Origin of the sequence: Burkholderia sp. 9779_493 (assembly GCF_015712215.1) — a bacterium.
Taxonomy (GTDB): domain Bacteria; phylum Pseudomonadota; class Gammaproteobacteria; order Burkholderiales; family Burkholderiaceae; genus Burkholderia; species Burkholderia cenocepacia.
In genome coordinates this window covers 23325-44905 of record NZ_JACCQA010000017.1, presented here as the reverse complement: position 1 = coordinate 44905, position 21581 = coordinate 23325, and the positions used below count along the sequence as shown (strand labels likewise).

Below are 21581 nucleotides of genomic sequence, written 5' to 3'. Positions count from 1 at the left end.
AGCGAAACCGGAGAACCTGGAGGAACGAACCGTATGAGGAAGCACAGTGTCGACCTGAATTCGGACATGGGCGAAGGCTTCGGCCCGTGGACGATCGGCGACGGCGTCGACGAGCAGATCATGCCGCTCATCAGCTCGGCGAACATCGCCACCGGTTTTCATGCCGGCGACCCGAACATCATGGCGCGCACGGTGCAGCTCGCGCGCGACGCCGGCGTCGGGATCGGCGCGCATCCGGGCTTTCGCGATCTGGCGGGCTTCGGTCGCCGCACGATCACCGAAACGCCGCAGGCGCTCGTCCACGACATCCTGTATCAGCTCGGCGCGCTGCGCGAGTTCGCGCGGCTCAACGGCGTGAGCCTGCAGCACGTCAAGCCGCACGGCGCGCTCTACATGCACGCGGCGGCCAACGAGGCGTTCTCGCGGCTGCTGATCGAGACGCTGCAGCGCGTCGATCCCGGCCTGTGGCTGTACTGCATGGAAGCGTCGGTCACGTATCGCGTGGCGAGGGAGTACGAACAGCCGGTGATCCGCGAGTTCTACGCCGATCGCGACTACGACCGCAGCGGCTCCATCGTGTTCACGCGCCGCGTCGGGCGCCTCGACCCGCAGCAGGTGGCCGACAAGGTGCTGCGTGCGTGCATCGACGGCAAGGTGCGCACGATCGACGGCGACGACATCGACATCGATTTCGATTCGGTCTGCATCCACAGCGACACGCCCGGCGCGCTCGAACTCGTGCGCGAAACGCGCGACGCGCTGGTCCGCGAAGGCATCCGGACCGCCGGCCCGCAACCGCTCGCCGCTCATCACTGAACCCGATTCAAGGAGACGCAAGATGGCATTGCACGACATCGTCAGCCCGCTGCCGGGCACGTTCTACCGACGCCCGTCGCCCGAGGCGGACTACTACGTCGCGGTGGATGCGACGGTCGCGGCCGGCGCGGTGGTCGGCCTCGTCGAAGTGATGAAGCAGTTCACCGAGATCGAAGCCGATGCGGCCGGCCGCGTCGTCGAGCTGCTCGTCGACGATGGCGAGCCGGTCGACGCCGGCCAGGTGCTGATGCGGATCGAGGGGTGATGCGATGAAGCCGGCAAACGCCCCCGACACCTTCTATCGACCGTCGCGGATCAAGACCGTGCTGGTCGCGAACCGCGGCGAAATCGCGGTGCGCGTGATCCGCGCGGCACGCGAGCTCGGCATGCGCGCGGTCGCCGTGGTCAGCGACGCGGACCGCGACAGCCTCGCCGCGCGCATGGCCGACGAAGCGATCCACATCGGGTCGTCGCATGCGGCGAAGAGCTATCTGAATCCGGCCGCGATCCTCGACGCCGCGCGGCAATGCGGCGCGGACGCGATCCATCCGGGCTACGGCTTCCTGTCCGAGAACGCGGCGTTCGCCGCGCAGGTCGAGGCGGCCGGGCTGATCTTCGTCGGCCCGGCCGCGCAGGTGATCGCGACGATGGGCGACAAGGCCCGCGCCCGCGAAACCGCGCGGCGTGCCAATGTGCCGACCGTGCCCGGCAGCGACGGTGTCGTGCAGTCGCTCGACGAGGCGCGGGAAGTCGCCGCGCGCATCGGCTACCCGATCATGATCAAGGCGGCCGCGGGCGGCGGCGGGCGCGGCATCCGCGTCGCGCACGACGCCGCGCAGCTCGACGCCGAACTGCCGCTCGCGCAGCGCGAGGCGCAGGCCGCGTTCGGCGACGGCGGCGTCTATCTCGAACGCTTCATCGCGCGAGCGCGGCACATCGAGGTGCAGGTGCTCGGCGACGGCCGCGACGTCGTCCACCTGTTCGAGCGCGAATGCTCGCTGCAGCGGCGCCGCCAGAAGATCCTCGAGGAAGCGCCGTCGCCGTCGCTCACGCCGGCGCAGCGCGACGCGCTGTGCGCGTCGGCCACGCGCCTCGCGCGCGAGGTCGGCTACCGCAGCGCGGGCACGCTCGAATACCTGTTCGACGATGCGCGCGGCGAGTTCTACTTCATCGAGATGAACACGCGCATCCAGGTCGAGCATCCGGTGACCGAGGCGATCACCGGCATCGATCTCGTGCGCGAAACGCTGCGCATCGCCGACGGCGAGCCGCTGCGGTTCGCGCAAGCCGACATCGCGATGCGCGGCGCCGCGCTCGAATGCCGGATCAACGCGGAAGATCCGCTGCAGGATTTCCGCCCGAATCCGGGCCGGATCGACGCACTGGTGTGGCCGACCGGCCCCGGCGTGCGCGTCGATTCGCTGCTCTACCCGGGCTACGTCGTGCCGCCGTTCTACGATTCGCTGCTCGCGAAGCTGATCGTGCACGACGAGAGCCGCGCGGCCGCATTGCGGCGTCTGTCTCGCGCGCTCGGCGAGCTGCAGGTCGGCGGCCTGAAGACCACCGCGCCGCTGCACGTCGCGCTGCTCGCGGACGACGACGTGCGCGCGGGCCGCTATCACACGAATTTTCTCGAAGCGTGGATGCCGTCATGGCGCGAGGCCGCGACGGCCGCCGCCCGGCAGCACGAAACCGCGGACGCCGCGCGCGTCGGGGAGGCCCTGTGACGACCCGTTATACGTTCGGCGGCGACGAATTCGTGTTCGTCGAGATCAGCGAGGCGATGTCGCTCGACGCCTTCTTCAAGGGCACGGCGATCACGCGCGAACTGCAGCGGCGCGCGGTGCCGGGCATCACCGAGATCTGTCCGGCGAACGCGTCCTACCAGGTGCGCTACGACCCGGACGTGATCGAGCCCGACACGCTCGTCGCGCTGCTCAAGGCGATCGAGGCCGAGGTCGGCGACGCGCCGCTCGAACTCGATACCCGCATCGTCGAGGTGCCGGTGCTGTACAACGACCCGTGGACGCACGAGACGCTGATGCGGTTTCGCGAGCGTCACCAGGACCCGTCGTCGACCGACCTCGAATATGCGGCGCGGATCAACGGCAAGCGCGACGTCGACGACTTCATCGCCGCGCACTCGGGCTCGCCGTGGTTCGTGTCGATGGTCGGCTTCGTCGCGGGCCTGCCGTTCATGTACCAGATGGTCGAGCGCGCACGGCAGCTCGAAGTACCGAAATACCTGCGGCCGCGCACCGACACGCCGAAGCTGACGGTCGGCCACGGCGGCTGCTTCGGTTGCATCTACTCGGTGCGCGGCGCGGGCGGCTACCAGATGTTCGGCGTGACGCCGGCGCCGATCTTCGATCCCGCGCAGCGGCTCGACTACCTGCGCGATTTCATGGTGTTCTTCCGGCCCGGCGACATCGTGAAATTCCAGCCGATCGATCGCGACGCCTATGACGCCGCGGTGGCGGCCGTCGAAGCGGGTACCTTCTCGCTGCGCGTGCGCCCCGTGAAATTCTCGCTCGACGCGTTCCGGCGCGATCCCGATGCGGTCAACCGTTCTCTCGTCGAGGTGCTGCATGCCCGCTGACGCGCACAACCTGATCGAGGTCGTGAAACCCGGCCTCGCGACGTCGGTCCAGGATACGGGCCGGCAAGGCTACTACCACGTCGGCATCCCGCCGTCGGGCTCGCTCGACCAGTACGCGTCGCGCGCGGCGAACCTGCTGGTCGGCAATCCGGAACAGGCGGCCGTGCTCGAATGCACGCTGCTCGGCCCGGAGCTGCTGTTCCATGCGGACGCGCTGGTCGCCGTCACGGGCGCCGAGATGACCCCGAAGATCGACGGCGTCGGGCAGCGCTGCAACGTCGCGCTGTGGATCCGCGCGGGCAGCGTGCTGTCGTTCGCCTACGTGAAGGGCGGCGCCCGCGCGTACCTGGCCGTCGCGGGTGGCATCGACGTGCCGGTCGTGCTCGGCAGCCGCTCGACCTACACGCTCGGCGCGATCGGCGGCCACGCGGGCCGGCGCCTGCAGAAAGGCGACCGTTTGCCGATCGGCGCGGCGCGCGGCACGCTTCGCGAAGGGCGCGAGCTGCCGGCGTCGGTCAGCCGGCCGCTGGACAGCCAGGTCGAACTGCGCGTGCTGCCGGGGCTGTACCACTACCGGCTCACCGACGCGTCGGCGCACACGTTCTTCGATGACGAATGGACGGTCGCGCCCGAGGCGGACCGCATCGGCTACCGCTACAAGAACGGCCGGCCGCTGCAGTTCCGGCCGCGCGAGCAGCCGTTCGGCGCCGGGGCCGATCCGTCGAACATCGTCGACGCGTGCTATCCGATCGGCTCGATCCAGGTGCCGGCCGGAGTCGAGCCGATCATCCTGCATCGCGATGCGGTGTCGGGCGGCGGCTACGCGACGATCGGCACGGTCATCAGCGCCGACATGGACCTGATCGGCCAGATGCAGCCGAACCATCGCGCGCGCTTCGTGCGCGTGACGATGGCCGACGCGCTCGCCGCGCGCCGCGAGTACCAGCGGCGCCTCGCGCTGCTGCGCGCCGTACTGAAGGACTGAGCGCCACGCGCCCGGCCGTCGCGCCGGGCGCCGTGCGCCGCCCTCCGTTTTCATCCTTCGCTTCCGTTTCCCGTCCGTGCGGCCGCGCGCGGCGCGGCGGGGACGCCTGCGTGCCGTTTTCGCCGGACCGGTTGCCCGCCCCGACGTCGGGGCAACCCCGCGGCTCGCATGGGCCGCGGCCCAGACGTCGTCCGCTGTTTCGCTCATCGAGGAGCACGCTCATGGCCAACCTGGCTCAGGCCCGCACCGACGAGGATCTCGACCTGTCGACGCTCGCCATTCCCGATCACGCACGCATGCCGCCCTTTGCGCTGACGATGGCGTGGTGGGCCGTCTGCAGCGCGGTGTTCTACATCGTCGTCGGCGCGACGCTCGCGCTCACCTACGGCGCGCGCAACGCGCTGATCGGGATGGCGCTGTCGGTCGTCTCGTACGGCATCGTCAATTCGATCATCAGCCGCTACGCGATCCGTACCGGCCTGTCGGTCGCGCTGTTCTCGCGCGTGCTGTTCGGCAGCGCGGGCGCGGCGCTCGCGACGCTGATCTTCTTCGCGACGGCGATCTACTACGCGGTGTTCGAGGGCTCGGTGATCGCGGTCGCCGCGCATCACCAGTTTCCGGCGCTCGACTACAAGTGGGCCGCGCTGATCGTCGTCTGCTACAGCGTGCCGCTCGTGTTCGGCAGCGTGCAGCACTGGCTCGACAAGTTCAACGGCGTGCTGCTGCCGTTCTACCTGTTCGGGTTGCTCGCGGCGGTCGGGCTCGCGACGGCCGAGTACGGCTATCACGCCGCGTGGCTCGATTTCGGGCCGGCGGGCGGCGCCCCGGCCGGCGGCTGGTGGCAGTGCTTCGTCTACTACATGGGCGTATGGGTGCTGATGATGTTCACGTTCGACTACGCGCGCTTCGGCCGCAAGGCCGACGCCCGCTATCACGGCCGCTTCAACTTCGGGATGCCGTTCTACCTCGTCACGTTCCTCGTCAACGGCGCGGCCGGCATCTATCTCGTCAGCACGATTCCCGGGCTCGGCACGCTGTCGGAAGTGTCGGTCGTGCTCGCGCTGCTGAAGCTGATGGGCGTGTGGGGGCTGCTGTTCGTGTGGGTCACGCAGTCGCGCATCAATACCGCGAACTACTACCTCGCGACCGTCAACATGCAGGCGTTCTTCCAGAAGGTCGCGGGGCTGCGCGCGCCGAAATTCGTGTGGGCGGTCGTGGTCGGCGCGGTCGTCTATGCGCTGATGATGGCCGACATCTTCTCGCGGATCCTGCAAGCGCTCGCGTACCAGGGCATCTTCGTCGTCGCGTGGGTCGGCGTCGCGCTCGCGCACATCCTGTCGGCGCGCTACGGGCAGCTCGTCGGCGACGACGTCGAATGCCGCGACGCGCACGTGCCGGTGTTCAATCCGGGCGGCCTGACCGCGTGGTTCGCGGGCGCGTTCGCGGGGCTCGCGCTGAATCAGGCGACCGGGTTCGCCGCGTCGCTGTCGGCGCCGGCCACCTTCGTCGTGTCGTGGCTCGTCTATCGCGCGCTGCTCGGCACCGCGAAGCGGACCTGGTTCGTGCGCAACACGTGACGCGCCGCGGCTCGGGCGCCGGCCCTAGCCGATCGTCTGCACCGGATGGCCCTGCGCGTCGCGGATCACCGTCGGCTCGACCCGCCAGCGCACGCCGTCGAGCCCGTCGATCGCATACTCGCCGGCGCGCGGCTTCAGCGTGCGCGCCAGCGCCTGCACCGTCGCGTCGGTGAGCCGCAGCGTCAGCGTGCCGTCTTCGTCGCTCACGCCGTTCGCGTCGCCGCGCACGAACCGCACCGCGCCGTCGTGACCGACGAGGCGAAACGGCCGGTCGAACGGCAGCCGCAGCGGCAGTAGCGTGACGAGTTCGTCGACCTGCCGCGCGCCGACGGTGATCTCGATCACCGGCGCGCGCAGCAGCCGCTTGCGGGTGCCCCAGCCGAGCACGTCGGTGAACAGGTAACCGCTCGCCGAGCCGTCGCGCTGCGTGCCCGCGTCGACCTGCTCGCGCACGTCCGCGCGTTCGAGCAGCGACGCGCGGCCGAGATCGGTCACCCACAGCGGCATGTGCGGCAGCAGCGTGTCGAGCAGCGCACGCGTGCGCCAGCGCTTCGCGGCGCGTTCCTCGTCGAGCGTCAGCCCGACGACCTGCAGGAACGCGAGACGGCCGTGCGGCGTGTCGATCGCCGGCAGCTCCGGATCGAACGCGAAGCCCATCGAGCAGAGCGCCGTATCGGTATCGAGCGCGATCGGGCCGTTGGCCGTCATCCAGTGGCCGTCGTCGAACGCGTTGCCGCTCTGGAACACGTAGCGCGCGAGATTCTGCAGGAAGCTGAACACCCAGCGCGGCGGCTCGTCGTCGCCAGCCACGCACGCGACGCGCATCGTCAGCTCGAAGCCGAAGCCGCTGACGGCCGGATCGTCCGACTCCTTCGCATACAGCTCGCTCAGCCCGTACGTGACGAAATGCCAGTGCGGCACGGGGGCCGCGCGCCGCCACACGCTGATCCCGTCGAGCGGATCGGGGCCGCCGAGCCGCCACTTGACCAGCGTGCCGTAGTGCTTCGGCTCCTGGCCCGGATAAAGGCGCGCGAGCGCGGCGTCGATCGCGTCCCAGCCGGGCGCGGCATCGTCGTCCGCGCCGTCGTGCGTGTCGTGCGTGGCGTCCGTCATGTGGCCCGCTCTCCCCGATGATGTCGTGTCGTGTTTGTGTCGTGCGGTGTCGGGACGTGCGTCACACGTGCGACGCCGCGCCGTCGAGCGCCGCGCGCACGCGCTCGACGCGTTGCCCGTCGACGGGCGCCAGCACCTCGCCGCGCGGCCGCACGCCCGAGCCGAAATGCACCGCACGCACGCCGGTGGCGCGCACGAAATCGCCGACCGCGTCGATCGTGAGCCCCGAGCCGGCCAGCACCGTGCAAGTCGTGCCCGCCGCCTGCCGCACGAGCCGCGTGATCGTCGCAACCGCGTCGAGCACCGACGGATGACCGCCCGACGTCAGCACGGACGTGACGGCCGGCACGCGCAGCAGCGCGTCGAACGCGGCGTTCAGATCGCGCGCGACGTCGAACGCGCGGTGAAACGTGAGCGCGCGCCCGTCCGCGGCGGCCGCGATCCGGGCCAGCGCGCCGAGATCGACGTCGCCGCGCGGGTCGAGCGCGCCGAACACGACGCCGTTCGCGCCGGCCGCGACGGCCGCGCGCACGTCGCGCTCGATCACGCGCAGGTCGTCGGCGTCATAGACGAACGAGCGGCTGTGCGGACGCACGATCACGTTGACCGGAATCGGCACGGCGGCCACGACGGCCTCAATCAGGCCGACGCTCGGCGTCAGCCCGCCTTCGGTGATCGCGGTCACGAGTTCGAGGCGGTCGGCGCCCGCGCGGGCGGCGGCCTGGGCATCGCCGACGGTCGTGGCGATCACTTCGAGGAGGACGGAAGAAGCGGCATGTCGGTTCATGGGCGGCCCGCGAATCGTCTGGATAATTCGCGCATCCTAGCCGAGCCGCGTGACGGACGCCAGCGTGCCGGCGGCCGCGTATTTCAGTCGCGCATTTCAGCCATGTCCTTCAGCCGCGCCGCACGAGCCAGACGCCGACGAGCGCGGACAACGCCGTCACCGCGGTGCCGGACACGAACCGGAACATGCGCGCGTCGAAGTACGCGCCCTGCTGCTGCATCATGTCGACGATCGCCGGCGTGAGCAGGAGCATTCCCCAGCCGATCATCCCGAGCGCGGTGGTCGCGGCCGCGGCCAGCAGCGTGATGCCCGCGCCGCGCGCACGCGGCCGGAATGCGCCGGCAAACGCGCCCGCAGCCAGCAGCACGGCCGACGCTGTGAACAACACGGCGACGAATACGACCGTCGCGCCCGCGTGGCCGACTTTCAGGAACGCGGCCAGCTGCGCGGCCATCACGCCGAAGCCGGCGATCGTGAACAGCACGATCGCCAGCGCGTTGCGCACGACGTTCACGCGAGGGCGTGCCGGAAATACGCGGTCGCGGGACGCCGGAACAGCAGGTAGATGAACAGCGCGAACAGCAGGAAGCCGGGGATCAGCACCGCGAACATCGACTTCGGCATGTTGATGAACGAAAACGCGAAGCCGAACACCGACGTCGCGACGTAGGCCTTGCGCGACCACTCACGCCCCTTGAGGATCGCGATGCCGATCACGACGTTCGCGGCTTCGATGATCACGCTGATGCCGAGCGTCGCCCAGACGGGCAGCAGGTAGTGCGACAGCAGCGCCTGGGTGGTCGGCATGCCGATCGAGAACGGCGTATACACGCAGGTGATCGCGTTGGTCACGATGATGACCCACGCGAGGATGGTCAGCGAAATCGGTCGTTTCATGGTTTTTTTCCTTTTTTATTCGCCGCCATGGTGGCCCCCGGGACGGCGCGCGCGGTCACGATGGCCGCGGTCGCGCCATTGTCGGGGAAGCCCGCGGTGAACGCAACGGCCGCCCCGCGCCCCGCTCGCTGCTCACCGCATGCGCGCCGTGCGTCGCTACGCGACCGGCGCGTCGTCGTCGACCCAGTCGATGTCGCCGCACAGCACGCGCTGCGCATCGCCGACGCGCACGGCCACCGACAGCGTCACGCACGGCTGCGCCTCGTTGATCGACAGGTACGGCCGCGTGACCTGCACGCGCCCCGGTTCGGCGATCGCCGAGCGGAAATACGGCCGGCGCAGCCAGTTCGCGCCCTGCGCGTCCGCCAGCGGCGAAAAGCGCGCCTCGGCCAGCGCGCGATCCGCGCGCAGCACGACGTTGCGGCCCGACTGCCGGCCCTGCGCATCGAGCAGAAAACAGCGCGCGGCCGCGTCGAGCGCGAGGAAGTTCCAGCACACCTCGTCGAGCGGCTCGCCGGCCTCGAGGCGCTCGGCCGCCCGTTCGAACGCGCGCAGGTACGGCGCGAGCCGCTGCGTGTCGCGCCGCTCGCGCGCTTCGGTCTGCTGACGAAAGCGCTCGGTCAGCTCGCCGATGCAGCCGGTCGCGGCCGCGCTGTCGGGCAGCCCCGGCGCCGGCCGGCCGAAGTAGTAGCCCTGCACGAAATCGGCCTCGCACGACAGCGCGATCTGCGCTTCGTGCTCGGTCTCGATCCCTTCGACGAGCACCAGCTTGCCGGCCTCGTGCAACAGCGTCACGAGCCCGTGCAGGATCGCGGTCAGTCCCGTGCGATGTGCCGCATGCGACAGCATGATCCGGTCGAGCTTCACGATGTCCGGGTTCAGCTGCCAGATCCGCTCGAGGTTCGAATGGCCCGCGCCGAAATCGTCGAGCGCGATCAGGAAACCCTGCGTGCGGAACGCGCGCACGGCCTCCGCGAGCCGCTCGACGTCCTCCGCGCGCTGTTCGAGCACTTCGAGCACGATGCGCCGCGGCGGCATGCCGAGCCGCTTCAGGTTCGCGAGCAGCGCGGCCGCCTGGAACGGGTCGGTGAGCACGCCCGGATGGACGTTGAGAAACAGCCACTCGCGCTCGGCGCCGAGCAGCGCGAAGTTCTCCAGATGCAGCGCCTGCGCGAGCCGGTCGAGCTGCAGCAGTTCGCCCTGGCGCGCGGCTTCGCCGAACACGTCGAGCGGCGACACGGCGCGGTCGAGCGCATCGTGCGCGCGCAGCAGCGCCTCGTAGCCGACCGCACGCTGGTGCGACAGGCTGAATATCGGCTGGAACACGGTCGTGAGCGTCAGGTCGCGGTGCTGCGTCGCCAGCCGTTCGAAGCCGGAGCTCATCTCCCGCTCGAACCGGTACGGCGACGCGGCGGCCGGACGCTCCTGTTGCACGATCGTCATGCCCTTCTCCTGGTGATGCACTCGAACGCGCCGTCCGGCGTCACGGACGACGACCGGGACGGCGCGCGCAATGTCATGGTTGGACCCTCGGTTGCCCGGCGCGGGCCGGGCGGCTGCTCTCCCTCAAGCAAGCTCCGTGCAAGGTGCGCATGACCCGTGCGCCGCAGGGTCGCGCCGGGCTGCCGCACCACCGTGGCGCGCCGTCGATGCACCATTTCCGTGCGCACGCACCGCCCGTTCGAGCGCATCCGTCACGTCGGCACGCTACACTCCGTACGATCGTTTCATTCTGCCTATCCGCCGTATCGATGGAAATCGTCTTCACCGTCCTCATTCTGCTGCTGACCGTCGCGCTGTCCGGCGCCGTCACGCGCCTCCTGCCGTTGCAACTGCCGCTGCCGCTGATGCAGATCGCGTTCGGCGCGATGCTCGCGTGGCCGAAGCTGAACCTGCACGTCACGTTCGATCCCGAGATCTTCATGCTGCTGTTCATTCCGCCGCTGCTCTTCGCGGACGGCTGGCGGATTCCGAAACGCGAGCTATACCTGCAGCGCCGCGCGATCCTGATGCTCGCGTTCGGGCTCGTGTTCATGACGGTACTCGCAGTGGGCTACTTCGCACACTGGCTGATTCCCGAGTTGCCGCTGCCGATCGCGTTCGCGCTCGCGGCCGTGCTGTCGCCGACCGATGCGGTCGCGCTGTCGGGCATCGCCGGCAAGGGTCGCATCCCGCCGCAACTGATGCACATCCTCGAAGGCGAGGCGCTGATGAACGACGCGTCGGGCCTCGTCGCGCTGAAGTTCGCGATCGCGGCCGCGCTGACCGGCGTGTTCTCGCTGCGCGCCGCGTCGGTCACGTTCGTGATCGTCGCGGCCGGCGGGCTCGCGACGGGCGCGATCGTGTCGTGGCTGTTCAGCGCGCTGTCGACACGCTTCCTGAACGCCGAACAGGAGGGCGACCCGGCGCCCGGCATCGTGATGACGCTGCTGGTGCCGTTCGCGGCCTACCTGTTCGCCGAGCACCTCGACCTGTCGGGCGTGCTCGCGGCCGTGTCGGCCGGGATGATGATGAATTACACGAGCTTCTCGCGCAAAAGCACCGTCGCGTCGCGCGTGCGCGCCGAAAGCACGTGGGCGATGATCGAGTTCGTGTTCAACGGCATGGTGTTCATCATGCTCGGGCTGCAGTTGCCGCACATCATCGGCCGCGCGCTCGTCGACGCGCACCATACGAGCGACGCGCTGGTCGGCCGCATGATCTTCAACGTGTGCGCGATGATGCTCGCGCTGTATGCGATCCGCTTCCTGTGGGTGTGGCTGCTGCGCTGGTTCGCGAGCCGCCGCGCCGCGCGCCAGGGCCTCGCCGGCACGATGGCCGGCGTGCGCACGATCGCGGTGATGACGGTCGGCGGCGTGCGCGGCGCGGTCACGCTCGCCGGCGTGCTGTCGATCCCGGTCGCGCTGTCCGACGGCGCGCCGCTGCCCGGCCGCGACACCGCGATCTTCATCGCGTCGGCCGTGATCCTCGGCTCGCTGATCGTCGCGGTGATCGGCCTGCCGCTGCTGCTGCGCGGCGTGCGCTCGTCGCGCAACCCGCTCGGCGACGAGGAGCGCACCGCGCGCTCGGCCGCCGCGCAGGCCGCGATCCGCGCGATCGATTCGTCGCACGACGCGATTTCGGCCGATCTCGACGAATCGGGCGCGGCGCGCTGCGCGGACATCTCCGCACGCGTGATGGACCAGTATCGCCGCCGGCTCGCCGCGCTGGCCGAGGACGGCCCCACGCCGCGCGCGGAAGCGAAGCAGGCCGAAACGATGGAGCTGCAGATGCGGATCGCGGCCGTGCGCGCGGAGCGCTCGGCGCTGTACCGGCTGCGCAGCGACAGCAAGATTTCCGACGAGACGCTGACGAAGCTGATTCGCGAGATCGACCTGTCGGAAACCGCGCTGTCGACGCGCAAGAAAGGCATTCTTTGACGGGCCTGCAACGGCCTGCGCGCGGCAACCGGCATGCATGAAAAAACGGCGACGCACCCGCGTCGCCGTTTTCGCATCCACTCGCGTTCGCGTTACTTCGCGACGACGACCGGAATCCCCTTCAGCATCCCCGCGCCCTTCATCTCGTCGAGCGCGTGCTGCACGGCCGCGCTCGTCGCCGCGTCGATGCCGAGCTGCAACGCGAGCTCGCGTTCCGCGCGCTTCACGCCGGCCAGGTTGCGCACCTTCACATGACCGAAGCCGCGCACGCGGGCGTGCAGGTCGGCCAGTTGCACGACCTGCGCCGCATTGCCGGGGGTCATCGCGGCGAACGCACGCGTGAGCGTGGTCTCGTAGTCGTCGGCCAGCGCGCGCTCCATCTTGCGCTCGACGGTGCGGCCGAACGGATCGAGCCACGTGCCGCGCAGGCTGCGCACGCGCGCCAGTAGGCCGAGCACCGGCCACATCCACTGGCCGAACACGCGCTTCTTCGGCGTGCTGCCGTCGCTGCCGGCCTTCGCGACCGTCGGCGGCGCGAGGTTGAACTTCACGCGGTACGCCTGGCCCGGCACGCCTTCGAACTGCGCTTCGAGCGCGGTGCGGAACGCGTCGTCCGTGTACAGCCGCGCGACTTCGTATTCGTCCTTCACCGCGAGCAGCCGGTAGAACGTCGTCGCGACCGCGCGCGTCAGCGTGTCGTCGCCCTTCGCGCGCGCCGCACTCACCAGCGCCCGGTAGCGCTCGACGTAGCGCGCGCCGCCGTAGGCGTCGAGGCGCGCCTCGCGATCGGCGATCAGCTCGGCGAGCGTCTCCGGCGCGGCATGGACGGCCACCGTATGGCGCGCGTTCCACAACGCATCGAGGCCCGCCGCGTCGCCGGCCGCCATCCGGCCGATCGAGAACGCGAGCTTGTTCATCGGCACCGCGACGTTGTTCAGCTCGATCGCGCGCATCATCGCGGCGAGCGACACCGGCACGAGGCCGAGCTGCCACGCGTAGCCGAGCATCAGGATGTTCGCGCCGATCGAATCGCCGAGGAACTTCGCGGCGAGCGCCTGCGCGTCGCAGCTCGACAGGTAGCCGTCGCCGGCCGCGTGGCGCATCTTCTCGAGCAGTGCGTCCGCATGCAGGTTCGCGTCGGGGTTCTGCACGAACGACGCGTTCGGGATCCGGTGCGTGTTGACGACGATCCGCGAACGCTCGTGACGCACCGTCTGCAGCGCCTCGGCGCTCGCGCCGACCACCATGTCGCATGCGAGCAGCACGTCGGCCTGCTGCGTGTCGATGCGCACCTGGTTCAGCCAGCGGTCGCTCGACGCGATCCGCACGAACGACAGCACCGAGCCGCCCTTCTGCGCGAAGCCCATGAAGTCGAGCACCGACGCGCTCTTGCCTTCGAGATGCGCGGCCATGCTGATCAGCGCGCCGACCGTCACGACGCCGGTGCCGCCCACGCCCGTCACGAGCATGTCGAACGGCGCGGCATCCAGATGCGTCGCCGGCACCGGCAGCGCGTCGACGCGCGCGGCGAGCGCCGCTTCGTCGAACGCGGCGCCGGCGGCCTTCTTCAGCGCCGCGCCTTCGACCGTCACGAAGCTCGGGCAGAAGCCGTTCACGCACGAATAGTCCTTGTTGCACGACGACTGGTCGATGCGGCGCTTGCGGCCGAGCGGCGTCTCGAGCGGCTCGACCGACAGGCAGTTCGACTGCACGCCGCAGTCGCCGCAGCCTTCGCAGACCGCGTCGTTGATGAACAGGCGCTTGTCCGGGTCGGGGAATTCGCCTTTCTTGCGGCGGCGGCGCTTCTCCGCCGCGCAGGTCTGGTCGTAGATCAGCACGGTGACGCCCGGCGTCTCGCGCAATTCGCGCTGCACCGCATCGAGTTCGCTGCGGTGATGGAACGTCGTGCCCGTCGGGAACTGCCCGTGATGACCGTCGTACTTCTCCGGTTCGTCGGACACCACGACGAAGCGCGACACGCCTTCCGCCTCGACCTGCCGCGCGATCTGCGGCACCGAGATGCTGCCGTCGACCGGCTGGCCGCCCGTCATCGCGACCGCGTCGTTGTAGAGGATCTTGTACGTGATGTTCGCTTTCGCGGCGACCGCCTGGCGGATCGCGAGGATGCCCGAGTGGAAGTAGGTGCCGTCGCCGAGGTTCTGGAACACGTGCTTCGTGTTCGTGAACATCGCGTGTGCGGCCCAGTCGACGCCCTCGCCGCCCATCTGGATCAGGCCCGTCGTGTCGCGCTCCATCCACGACGCCATGAAGTGGCAGCCGATGCCGGCCTGCGCGATCGAGCCTTCGGGCACCTTCGTCGACGTGTTGTGCGGGCAACCCGAGCAGAAGTACGGCGTGCGCTTCACCGCGTCGGCCTCGTTCGACAGGATCTGCGGCGCGACGAGATCGACGACGCGCTCGCGGCGGTCGAGCGCCGGCTTGTGCCGCGCGAGCCAGTCGGCGAACACCGGCAGGATGCGCGACGGGCGCAGCTCGCCCAGCTCCGACAGCAGGCACCCGCCGGCCGCGTCGTGCTTGCCGAGCACGCGCGGGCGCGCGCCTTCGGTGCGGTTGTACAGGTAGTCCTTGATCTGCTGCTCGATGACCGGACCCTTCTCCTCGATCACCAGCACTTCGGCCAGCCCGTCGACGAAGGTCTCGAGCCGCGTCATTTCGAGCGGATACGACAGGCCGACCTTGTAGATCCGCACGCCGGCCGCGTCGAGATCGGCGACCGTCAGGTCGAGGCGGCGCAGCGCCTCCATCAGGTCGAGGTGCGCCTTGCCGCAGGTGACGATGCCGACGTTCGCGTGGGTGCTCGGCGCGATCCATTTGTCGATGCTGTTGGCGCGCGCGAAATGGCGGACCGCGTCGAGCTTCGCGGCGAGGCGCGCCTCGATCGTGAGGCTCGGCAGGTCGGGCCAGCGGTTGTGCAGGCCGCCCGCCGGCGGCGTGAAGCCGGCCGGCGCCGGCCAGCGCGTCTGCAACGCATCGAGGTCGACGGTGGAGCCCGACTCGACCGTTTCCGAGATCGCCTTGAAGCCGACCCACGCGCCCGAGTAGCGCGACAGCGCCCAGCCGTACAGGCCGAATTCGAGCATGTCGGCGATGTTCGACGGGTTCACGACCGGCATGTGCCACGCCATCATCGCGAAGTCGCTCTGGTGCGGCATCGACGACGACACGCAGCCATGGTCGTCGCCCGCGACGACCAGCACGCCGCCGTGCGGCGACGAACCGTACGCGTTGCCGTGCTTCAGCGCGTCGCCCGCGCGATCGACGCCCGGGCCCTTGCCGTACCACATCGCATACACGCCCTCGACCGTGCGCTCGGGGTCGGCCTCGACCCGCTGCGTGCCGAGCACGGCCGTGCCGCCGAGTTCCTCGTTGATCGCCGGCAGGAAGCGCACGCCGCTGGTGTCGAGCAGTTTCTTCGCCTTCCACAGCTGCTGGTCGACCATGCCGAGCGGCGAGCCGCGATAGCCGCTGACGAAACCGGCCGTGTTGAGCCCCTGTTCGGTGTCGACCGTGCGCTGCATCAGCAGCAGGCGAATCAGCGCCTGCGTGCCGGTCAGGAAGATCCGGCCGCGCGTCGCGGTCAGGTTGTCGGTCAGGCGGTAGTCGGACAGGGCAGGCGTGCCGTCGACGGGCAGGCGGGCGGTCATGAGGGGTTGTCTCCGGATTGTGCTGTTCTGGGCCGTGCGCGGCGGATCGTCGGATGACGCGCGGGTGCCGGCAGCGAATGGCTCTATTTTTTCGCGCGCCGGCGAGAATGTTTTTTCTCATCTTGCGCGGACCGGCCCGTGGCGAGAAAAACTGCGCAGCTTTTTGCCGGGATTTGAGAGAGTTTTCGCGCGGGCGGCGGGAGCGTGACGGGCGGCGCGTCAGGGTGGTCGAATGGTTCGGCAGAAAAGCCGGTGCGTGCCGCAACGCTCGCCGCCAGCCGGGTGGAGGGCGCTCGAACCCCGAGCGGCAAGGGTTTCAGCGGCATCGGGACGTCACGCTCACCGTCGAAATGCACAGCGTTCCGATTGGTCGGTGGCGGCGGATGTCCACAACGACGCGTCCTTCGGCCGGTCGGGCAAGCGCGCTCACCGTTCGATTGCACAGCGTTTCGAGTGGCGTCGGGGGCGGGATGTCCACCTCCGGAATCGGCATGCAGGGCGCTCGGAGGCCGACGCTCACCGTTGAAATTCACAGCGCGGCGAGTCGGTTTGTGGGCGGATGTCCACATTGGAGCCTGCGCATTTCGTCGCTCGGCTGCTCGCCCTCACCGGTCGGATACACAGGCGCGCGAGTACGTCCGTCCGGCGGACGGTCGCGCCGGAATACGCCGGTCGAGGGACTATCGCTTCACCCTCACCGTTGAAATACACAGGACTTCGAGTGGTTGCCGCGACAGTTGTCCACGCCCGGACCAGCGTTGCGCGCCGGCCTGGCGCGCACCCTCACCGTCGAAAAACACAGCGCTTCGAGTGGTCCCGGGAACCGGATATCCACATGGACGAATGTGCCTGGATCGACGGAGGATGCACGCGTCGAAACCCATCGGCGACCGGCAATCCGTACCGGAAGCGGCACCGCGCCCGACGAAGCGCCGATGCTCACCGTCGAAAGTCACAGTGGCGAGCGTCGTTTCGGCGGCCGGATATCCACACGGGAATGCGTAGACGCCTCGCTCGCAACCTCGCGTCCAGGCGTGACACGGACGGTGCTTCGCGTGGCTTCATCGGTCGAGCGGCTGCTTCTTCGCGCGCTGCGCGCAGATCACGGGCCCAGATTCACCATTGGGTTACACGATGCGTCGAGTCCCGCGAACAGGCGAAGACGCGCACCGAAACCCGCATGTTGCGAACCACGCGCCGGCGCTCACCGTTAGAATGCACAGCCCTTCGATTGGGGCCGGAGCCGGATGCATACGTCCCGGGCACGTATGGGGCGGTCACGCGCTCGCGACAGTCGGCTAGAATGCGCGGCGCGCCGAACCGCGGCAAACGGCGCGAAACCCGCGCCGGTGCAGGCGCCCCGCGTGATCGGGCGCGACACTCACCATTGAATTTCACAGCATTTCGCTTCGTCTTGCCGCGAGTTGTCCACAACCTGCGTCATCTATCGCGCCGCATCCGGTCACCCTCACCTGTGAAAACCACAGCGCGCCGAATCGTTTCGCGGCGCGGATATCCACAACCCGTACGCGACCGGATTTTCATCCGCCGTTCGGCGGATGCGTGGTTGGACGAAAGCAGCGGAAAGCCCGGGGGGCTTGTCCGGGCGGCCTCGGCGGCACGCTCACCGTTCAGATGCACAGCGTTTCGAGTGGCTGGGGCGACGGGTTGTCCACATTCGTTCGACGACGCCTCACCGCACCGGCACGCGCGCCCGGACGACGTTATTCGGCAATCGACCGGATGACCTTCGCCGGATTGCCGCCGACCAGCGTATTCGGCGGCACGTCCCGGGTGACGACGGCCGCGGCCGCGACGACCGCGTTCTCGCCGATCGTCACGCCGCCGATGATCGTCGCGCCCGCGCCGATCCACACGTTGCGTTCGATCACGATCGGCTTCGCGACCACGCCATCGCGCCGCCGCGAAGGTTCGACCGGATGACCGGACGTGATCAGGCTGACGTTCGGGCCGATCATCACGTCGTCGCCGATCTCGAGTCCGCCCAGATCGTAGAACGTGCAGTTCTGGTTGACGAACACGTTGCGCCCGAGCTTCATGCCGGTGCCGCCGGTCGCATGGAACGGCGGGATCAGCACGAAGCCGTCGTCGACCTGCGTGCCGATCAGTTCACCGAACAATGCGCGCACGTCGGCCGCATCGTCGAACGTCAGGCGGTTGAGCCGCGCGGTGATCGCCATCGCCCGTCTGACCTCGGCCACCATGGCCGCCGATTCGGGCGTTCTGCGCGGAACGAACGTGGTGCGATCGTCGTTTGTCATGCGTGATGTGTCTCCTCGTTATTGCGGCGGTACGTGGCGCGTTTCCGGTCGCAGCCGGACGATCGCGTTGCAGTATGCGCGGGTACGGCGGAATGCGGCCGGGCGCATCGTAACGATGCGGATTTGCGTTGAGACCTCTCGATTTTTATAACTAGTTTATAAATAACTAGTCATTCATTGAACTCCCGTTGCCGAAGGCTTCACGAGGCATTTCACCCGGTTCACCCGTGCTCCCGCGCACCGAATCAGGCACACGCAACCGACCGGCGCCCATGGCCGGGTTCCTCTGTCCGAACCTCCCGCGCTCGGGTACGCTTGAGCATCCACCGGATCGACAGCAGCACCCAAACGCGGAGGCGCGATGAAGCTCTACTACTGGCCGAAGACCCGGGCATTCCGGGCGCTGTGGATGCTCGAGGAACTCGGTGTGGTGTACGAACTCGTGCCGATCGACCTGCGCTCGCACGAGCAGGGCAGCGATGCGTTCGTGCAGGTCAACCCGATGGCCAAGCTGCCCGCGCTCGACGACGGCAGCGCGCCGTTCGCCGAATCGGGCGCCGTGCTGCTCTATCTCGCCGACCGTTGCCCGGGCGCCGGGCTCGGCGTCGCGCCCGACGATCCGCTGCGCGGCCGTTTCCTTCAGTGGATGTTCTTCACACCGACCTGTCTCGAACCGGCGATGGCCGAGAAATTCACCGGCGCGTCCGGCAATCCGGTCGCGTTCGGCTGGGGCAACATCGCGCGCGTGCAGCGCGCGCTCGCGCAAGCGCTCGCCCACAGCCGCTGGCTCGTCGGCGACCGCTTCACCGCGGCCGACCTGCTGCTGGCCAGCACGCTGAAGATCGCGTTCGACGCACATCTGCTGCCGCACGAAGGCGTGCTCGGCGACTACGTCGCGCGCGCCGAGGACCGCGACGCGTTCCGCCGCGCGGTCGCGATCGAACAGCGCGAAGCGGCGCGTCTGCTGCACGCGTGACGCCCGAACGGGCGGCGCCCCGCCGCCCTCGATCACGCCTGCGCCGCGGGCCCCGGCGACGACGCGTCCGCGTCGATCACCACGCCCGGCGAACCACGCTCGTCCGTGTCGACGTCGATCGGCACGACTTCGTGAAAATGCGTGTAATCGATGTGCGTGATGCCGTCCTCGTCGTGCATCAGGTCGACATAGCGGTGGCGCCAGCGGATCTCGCCATGCGCCCACGCATGACGCGCCTGCATGACCTGCGCGGTAGTCTCGTCCGAGCCCTCGATCGTGATCAGCAATTGCGCGTCGCGCGCGGCGAGCGATTCGGGCGTCTCGCCGAACAGCGCGCTCGACTCGTCGATCACGTGCATCAGGTTCCAGCCGAGCAGGAAGATCGGATGCTCGCTGCGCACGAGCGGCAGGTCGTGAATCTTGCGCAGCGAGTAGCCCTCGTGCGTGCCTTCGACGCGCATCAGCCGCAGTTTCGCCTGCGCCTCGGCAATCACGTTCTGGCGGGCATTCGCGGCGCGCACCATCAGCGTCATCCGGCCGTTCAGCGGCCGCACGATCGCGTAGCGCGCGAACAGGATCTTCGCCTGCGGCCGCGAAAACCGCGCGAACACGAGCCCGGTGGCCAGCGCGATGCCCGACATCCCGACGAAGATCTCGAACGTCGCGACGAGGTGCGCATAGACCGTCTGCGGATGCATGTCGCCGTAGCCGACGGTCGCGAGCGTCTCGACGCTGAAGAAGAACGCGCCGCCGAAGCCCGCCGGCGACTGGTTCGCGATCGGCGCATGGCCGAGCAGATAGAGCGTCGCGAAGCCGCCGTTGAGCAGCAGGAACAGCACCGCAAGCGACAGGAAGAACACCGGCCAGCTCACCGTCAGCGCGCGATGGTAGAAGTCGCGCCAGCCGAGCGGCGGCATCCCATACGCGATCACCGGGCGGGTGCCCGACCAGATCTTGCGGCCACGGCCGCGGGAGGCTGGGGAGGACGAATCGACGTTCATCGCGCGGCGCCGGTTGCAGGGAGGCGATGAGCGTAGCACGCGCGGCGGCGGCCGGGAATGCGGGCCGGCTCGGAACGGAAATCCGCCGCGCAGGCACAAAAAAAGCCGGCCGCGGGAGCGGCCGGCTGCGTCGTCATGCGAGCGCGCGCGTCGTGCGCGCCGCGCTCACTTCCGGTCGACGATCACCTGGTCGAACGTGCCGCCGTCGGCGAAATGGGTCTTCTGCGCGTTCGCCCAGCTGCCGAAGACCTGCTCGACGCTGAACGTCTTCAGCGCCTTGAACTCGGCCGCATGCTTCTTCAGCACGGCCGCGTCGCGCGGGCGCAGATGGTGCTGCGCGATGATCTCCTGCGCTTCCGGCGTGTACAGGTAATCCAGATACGCCTGCGCGACCTTGCGCGTGCCTTTCTTGTCGACCACCTTGTCGACGACGGCGACGGGCGGCTCCGCGAGGATGCTCGCCGACGGATACACCGCGTCGAATTGCGCGCCCGATGCGCCCGTGTCCATCAGCGCGACCTCGTTCTCGAACGTGACGAGCACGTCGCCGATGCCGCGCTGCGTGAACGTCGTCGTCGCGCCGCGGCCGCCCGAATCGAGCACCGGCACGTTGCGGAAGATCGCCTTCTCGAAGTCGAGCGCCTGCTGGTCGGTCGCGCCCTTCTGCTTCTGGAAGCCCCATGCGGCGAGATACGCATAGCGGCCGTTGCCCGACGTCTTCGGGTTCGCGATGATCACCTGGACGCCCGGCTTCGCGAGATCGCTCCAGTCCTTGATCGCCTTCGGGTTGCCCTTGCGCACGAGGAACACCATCGTCGTCGAGTACGGCGAGCTGTTGTCCGGGAAGCGTGCGCGCCAGTCCTTCGGCAGCAACTGGCCGCGCTCGGCGAGCAGGTCGATGTCGTTCGGCTGGTTCATCGTCACGACGTCGGCCTGCAGCCCCTGCAGCACCGACAGCGCCTGTGCGCTCGATGCGCCGTGCGACTGCTTGATCGTGACCGTCTCGCCGGTCTTCTGCTTGTAGGCGGCGGCAAAGCTCGCGTTGATGTCCTTGTACAGCTCGCGCGTCACGTCGTACGACACGTTCAGGATCGACGTGTCCGCGTGCGCGGCCGTCGCCGCCACGACCAGCGCCGCCGCCGCGCCCGTGTGCAGCCAGCGGCCGATCCCCTTGATGCTTGCCATCGTGATATGCCCCGTTTCCAGTGGTGGTGAATGTGCGTGACCGCACGCGTACGCGCTGTCATCGAAACGTAAGCGGGCATTCTAGCGGCCGGGCGCGGCGCGCTTTCCAATCAGTCGTGGAAAGCAAATCTCGAATCCTGCTAAGCGTCGGCCGGGGCTCGCGCGCGCCGCCGCTCCGGTGTTAAGATCGCCGCTCAGCCCATTCACGGTTCATCCATGTCCGCTACCCTGCGTTCGCCCTCGATCCTCGCCGCCGTCGCGGCAGGTGCGCGCGCGGCC

17 protein-coding genes are annotated in these 21581 nt (G+C 69.1%); 8 read left to right on the top strand and 9 right to left on the bottom strand.

Annotation, left to right across the window (positions count from 1 at the left end; translation table 11 throughout):
* The first annotated feature begins 33 nt into the window (after window positions 1-33).
* From H0X95_RS19085 to H0X95_RS19060, 6 genes are all read left to right on the top strand, one after another.
* Window positions 34-816: a 5-oxoprolinase subunit PxpA gene (locus H0X95_RS19085; protein WP_006483471.1), complete on the top strand. Its 783-nt coding sequence runs from the start codon at window positions 34-36 to the stop codon at window positions 814-816.
* A gap of 22 nt (window positions 817-838) precedes the next feature.
* Window positions 839-1081 carry an acetyl-CoA carboxylase gene (locus H0X95_RS19080; protein WP_027812637.1) on the top strand — a complete coding sequence of 81 codons (243 nt, stop codon included), beginning with the start codon at window positions 839-841 and terminating at the stop codon, window positions 1079-1081.
* Window positions 1082-1085: 4 nt separating this feature from the next.
* On the top strand, window positions 1086-2543 hold the full coding sequence (locus H0X95_RS19075) for an acetyl-CoA carboxylase biotin carboxylase subunit (protein WP_060214904.1): 1458 nt from the start codon (window positions 1086-1088) through the stop codon (window positions 2541-2543).
* Window positions 2540-3415, top strand: a complete 876-nt coding sequence (locus H0X95_RS19070) for a 5-oxoprolinase subunit B family protein (protein WP_006495445.1) — start codon at window positions 2540-2542, stop codon at window positions 3413-3415. Before H0X95_RS19075 ends, H0X95_RS19070 begins: the two co-directional genes overlap by 4 nt.
* A complete protein-coding gene (locus H0X95_RS19065) occupies window positions 3405-4400 on the top strand; it encodes a biotin-dependent carboxyltransferase family protein (protein WP_006483468.1) in 996 nt (331 codons plus the stop codon). The genes H0X95_RS19070 and H0X95_RS19065 overlap by 11 nt, the downstream gene beginning before the upstream one ends.
* Before the next feature lie 221 nt (window positions 4401-4621).
* Window positions 4622-5977: a purine-cytosine permease family protein gene (locus H0X95_RS19060; RefSeq protein WP_006484074.1), complete on the top strand. Its 1356-nt coding sequence runs from the start codon at window positions 4622-4624 to the stop codon at window positions 5975-5977.
* Between the two features lie 24 nt (window positions 5978-6001).
* On the opposite strand, the gene H0X95_RS19055 is transcribed toward H0X95_RS19060, so the two are convergent.
* The 5 genes from H0X95_RS19055 to H0X95_RS19035 form a co-directional block, all read right to left on the bottom strand.
* Window positions 6002-7090: a suppressor of fused domain protein gene (locus H0X95_RS19055; RefSeq protein WP_006484078.1), complete on the bottom strand. Its 1089-nt coding sequence runs from the start codon at window positions 7088-7090 to the stop codon at window positions 6002-6004.
* 61 nt (window positions 7091-7151) lie between these two features.
* Window positions 7152-7877 (bottom strand): copper homeostasis protein CutC, encoded by a 726-nt coding sequence (locus tag H0X95_RS19050; RefSeq protein WP_034201302.1) that lies wholly within the window; start codon window positions 7875-7877, stop codon window positions 7152-7154.
* 109 nt (window positions 7878-7986) lie between these two features.
* Window positions 7987-8391, bottom strand: a complete 405-nt coding sequence (locus tag H0X95_RS19045; protein ID WP_196446141.1) for a hypothetical protein — start codon at window positions 8389-8391, stop codon at window positions 7987-7989.
* Window positions 8388-8774 carry a hypothetical protein gene (locus H0X95_RS19040; protein WP_006484062.1) on the bottom strand — a complete coding sequence of 129 codons (387 nt, stop codon included), beginning with the start codon at window positions 8772-8774 and terminating at the stop codon, window positions 8388-8390. Before H0X95_RS19040 ends, H0X95_RS19045 begins: the two co-directional genes overlap by 4 nt.
* Window positions 8775-8930: 156 nt before the next feature.
* Window positions 8931-10217, bottom strand: coding sequence for a sensor domain-containing phosphodiesterase (locus H0X95_RS19035; protein ID WP_006484063.1), 1287 nt, complete (start codon window positions 10215-10217; stop codon window positions 8931-8933).
* Between the two features lie 308 nt (window positions 10218-10525).
* Here H0X95_RS19035 and H0X95_RS19030 point away from each other — a divergent pair, with 308 nt between their 5' ends.
* Window positions 10526-12193 (top strand): Na+/H+ antiporter, encoded by a 1668-nt coding sequence (locus H0X95_RS19030; RefSeq protein WP_043204969.1) that lies wholly within the window; start codon window positions 10526-10528, stop codon window positions 12191-12193.
* Window positions 12194-12285: 92 nt separating this feature from the next.
* On the opposite strand, the gene H0X95_RS19025 is transcribed toward H0X95_RS19030, so the two are convergent.
* Window positions 12286-15858: an indolepyruvate ferredoxin oxidoreductase family protein gene (locus tag H0X95_RS19025; RefSeq protein WP_059721713.1), complete on the bottom strand. Its 3573-nt coding sequence runs from the start codon at window positions 15856-15858 to the stop codon at window positions 12286-12288.
* Between the two features lie 1724 nt (window positions 15859-17582).
* Window positions 17583-18140: a DapH/DapD/GlmU-related protein gene (locus tag H0X95_RS19020; RefSeq protein WP_048984858.1), complete on the bottom strand. Its 558-nt coding sequence runs from the start codon at window positions 18138-18140 to the stop codon at window positions 17583-17585.
* A gap of 361 nt (window positions 18141-18501) precedes the next feature.
* Here H0X95_RS19020 and H0X95_RS19015 point away from each other — a divergent pair, with 361 nt between their 5' ends.
* Complete coding sequence (locus H0X95_RS19015; protein WP_006484065.1) at window positions 18502-19116, top strand: glutathione S-transferase family protein; 615 nt, start codon at window positions 18502-18504, stop codon at window positions 19114-19116.
* A 32-nt stretch (window positions 19117-19148) separates the two neighbouring features.
* Here H0X95_RS19015 and H0X95_RS19010 read toward each other — a convergent pair whose 3' ends face one another.
* Window positions 19149-20117 carry an ion channel gene (locus H0X95_RS19010; protein ID WP_006484077.1) on the bottom strand — a complete coding sequence of 323 codons (969 nt, stop codon included), beginning with the start codon at window positions 20115-20117 and terminating at the stop codon, window positions 19149-19151.
* 165 nt (window positions 20118-20282) lie between these two features.
* The gene (locus H0X95_RS19005; RefSeq protein ID WP_006484066.1) at window positions 20283-21302 is read right to left on the bottom strand and encodes a sulfate ABC transporter substrate-binding protein; all 1020 of its coding nucleotides are present in this window, start codon (window positions 21300-21302) and stop codon (window positions 20283-20285) included.
* Between the last annotated feature and the right edge of the window lie 279 nt (window positions 21303-21581).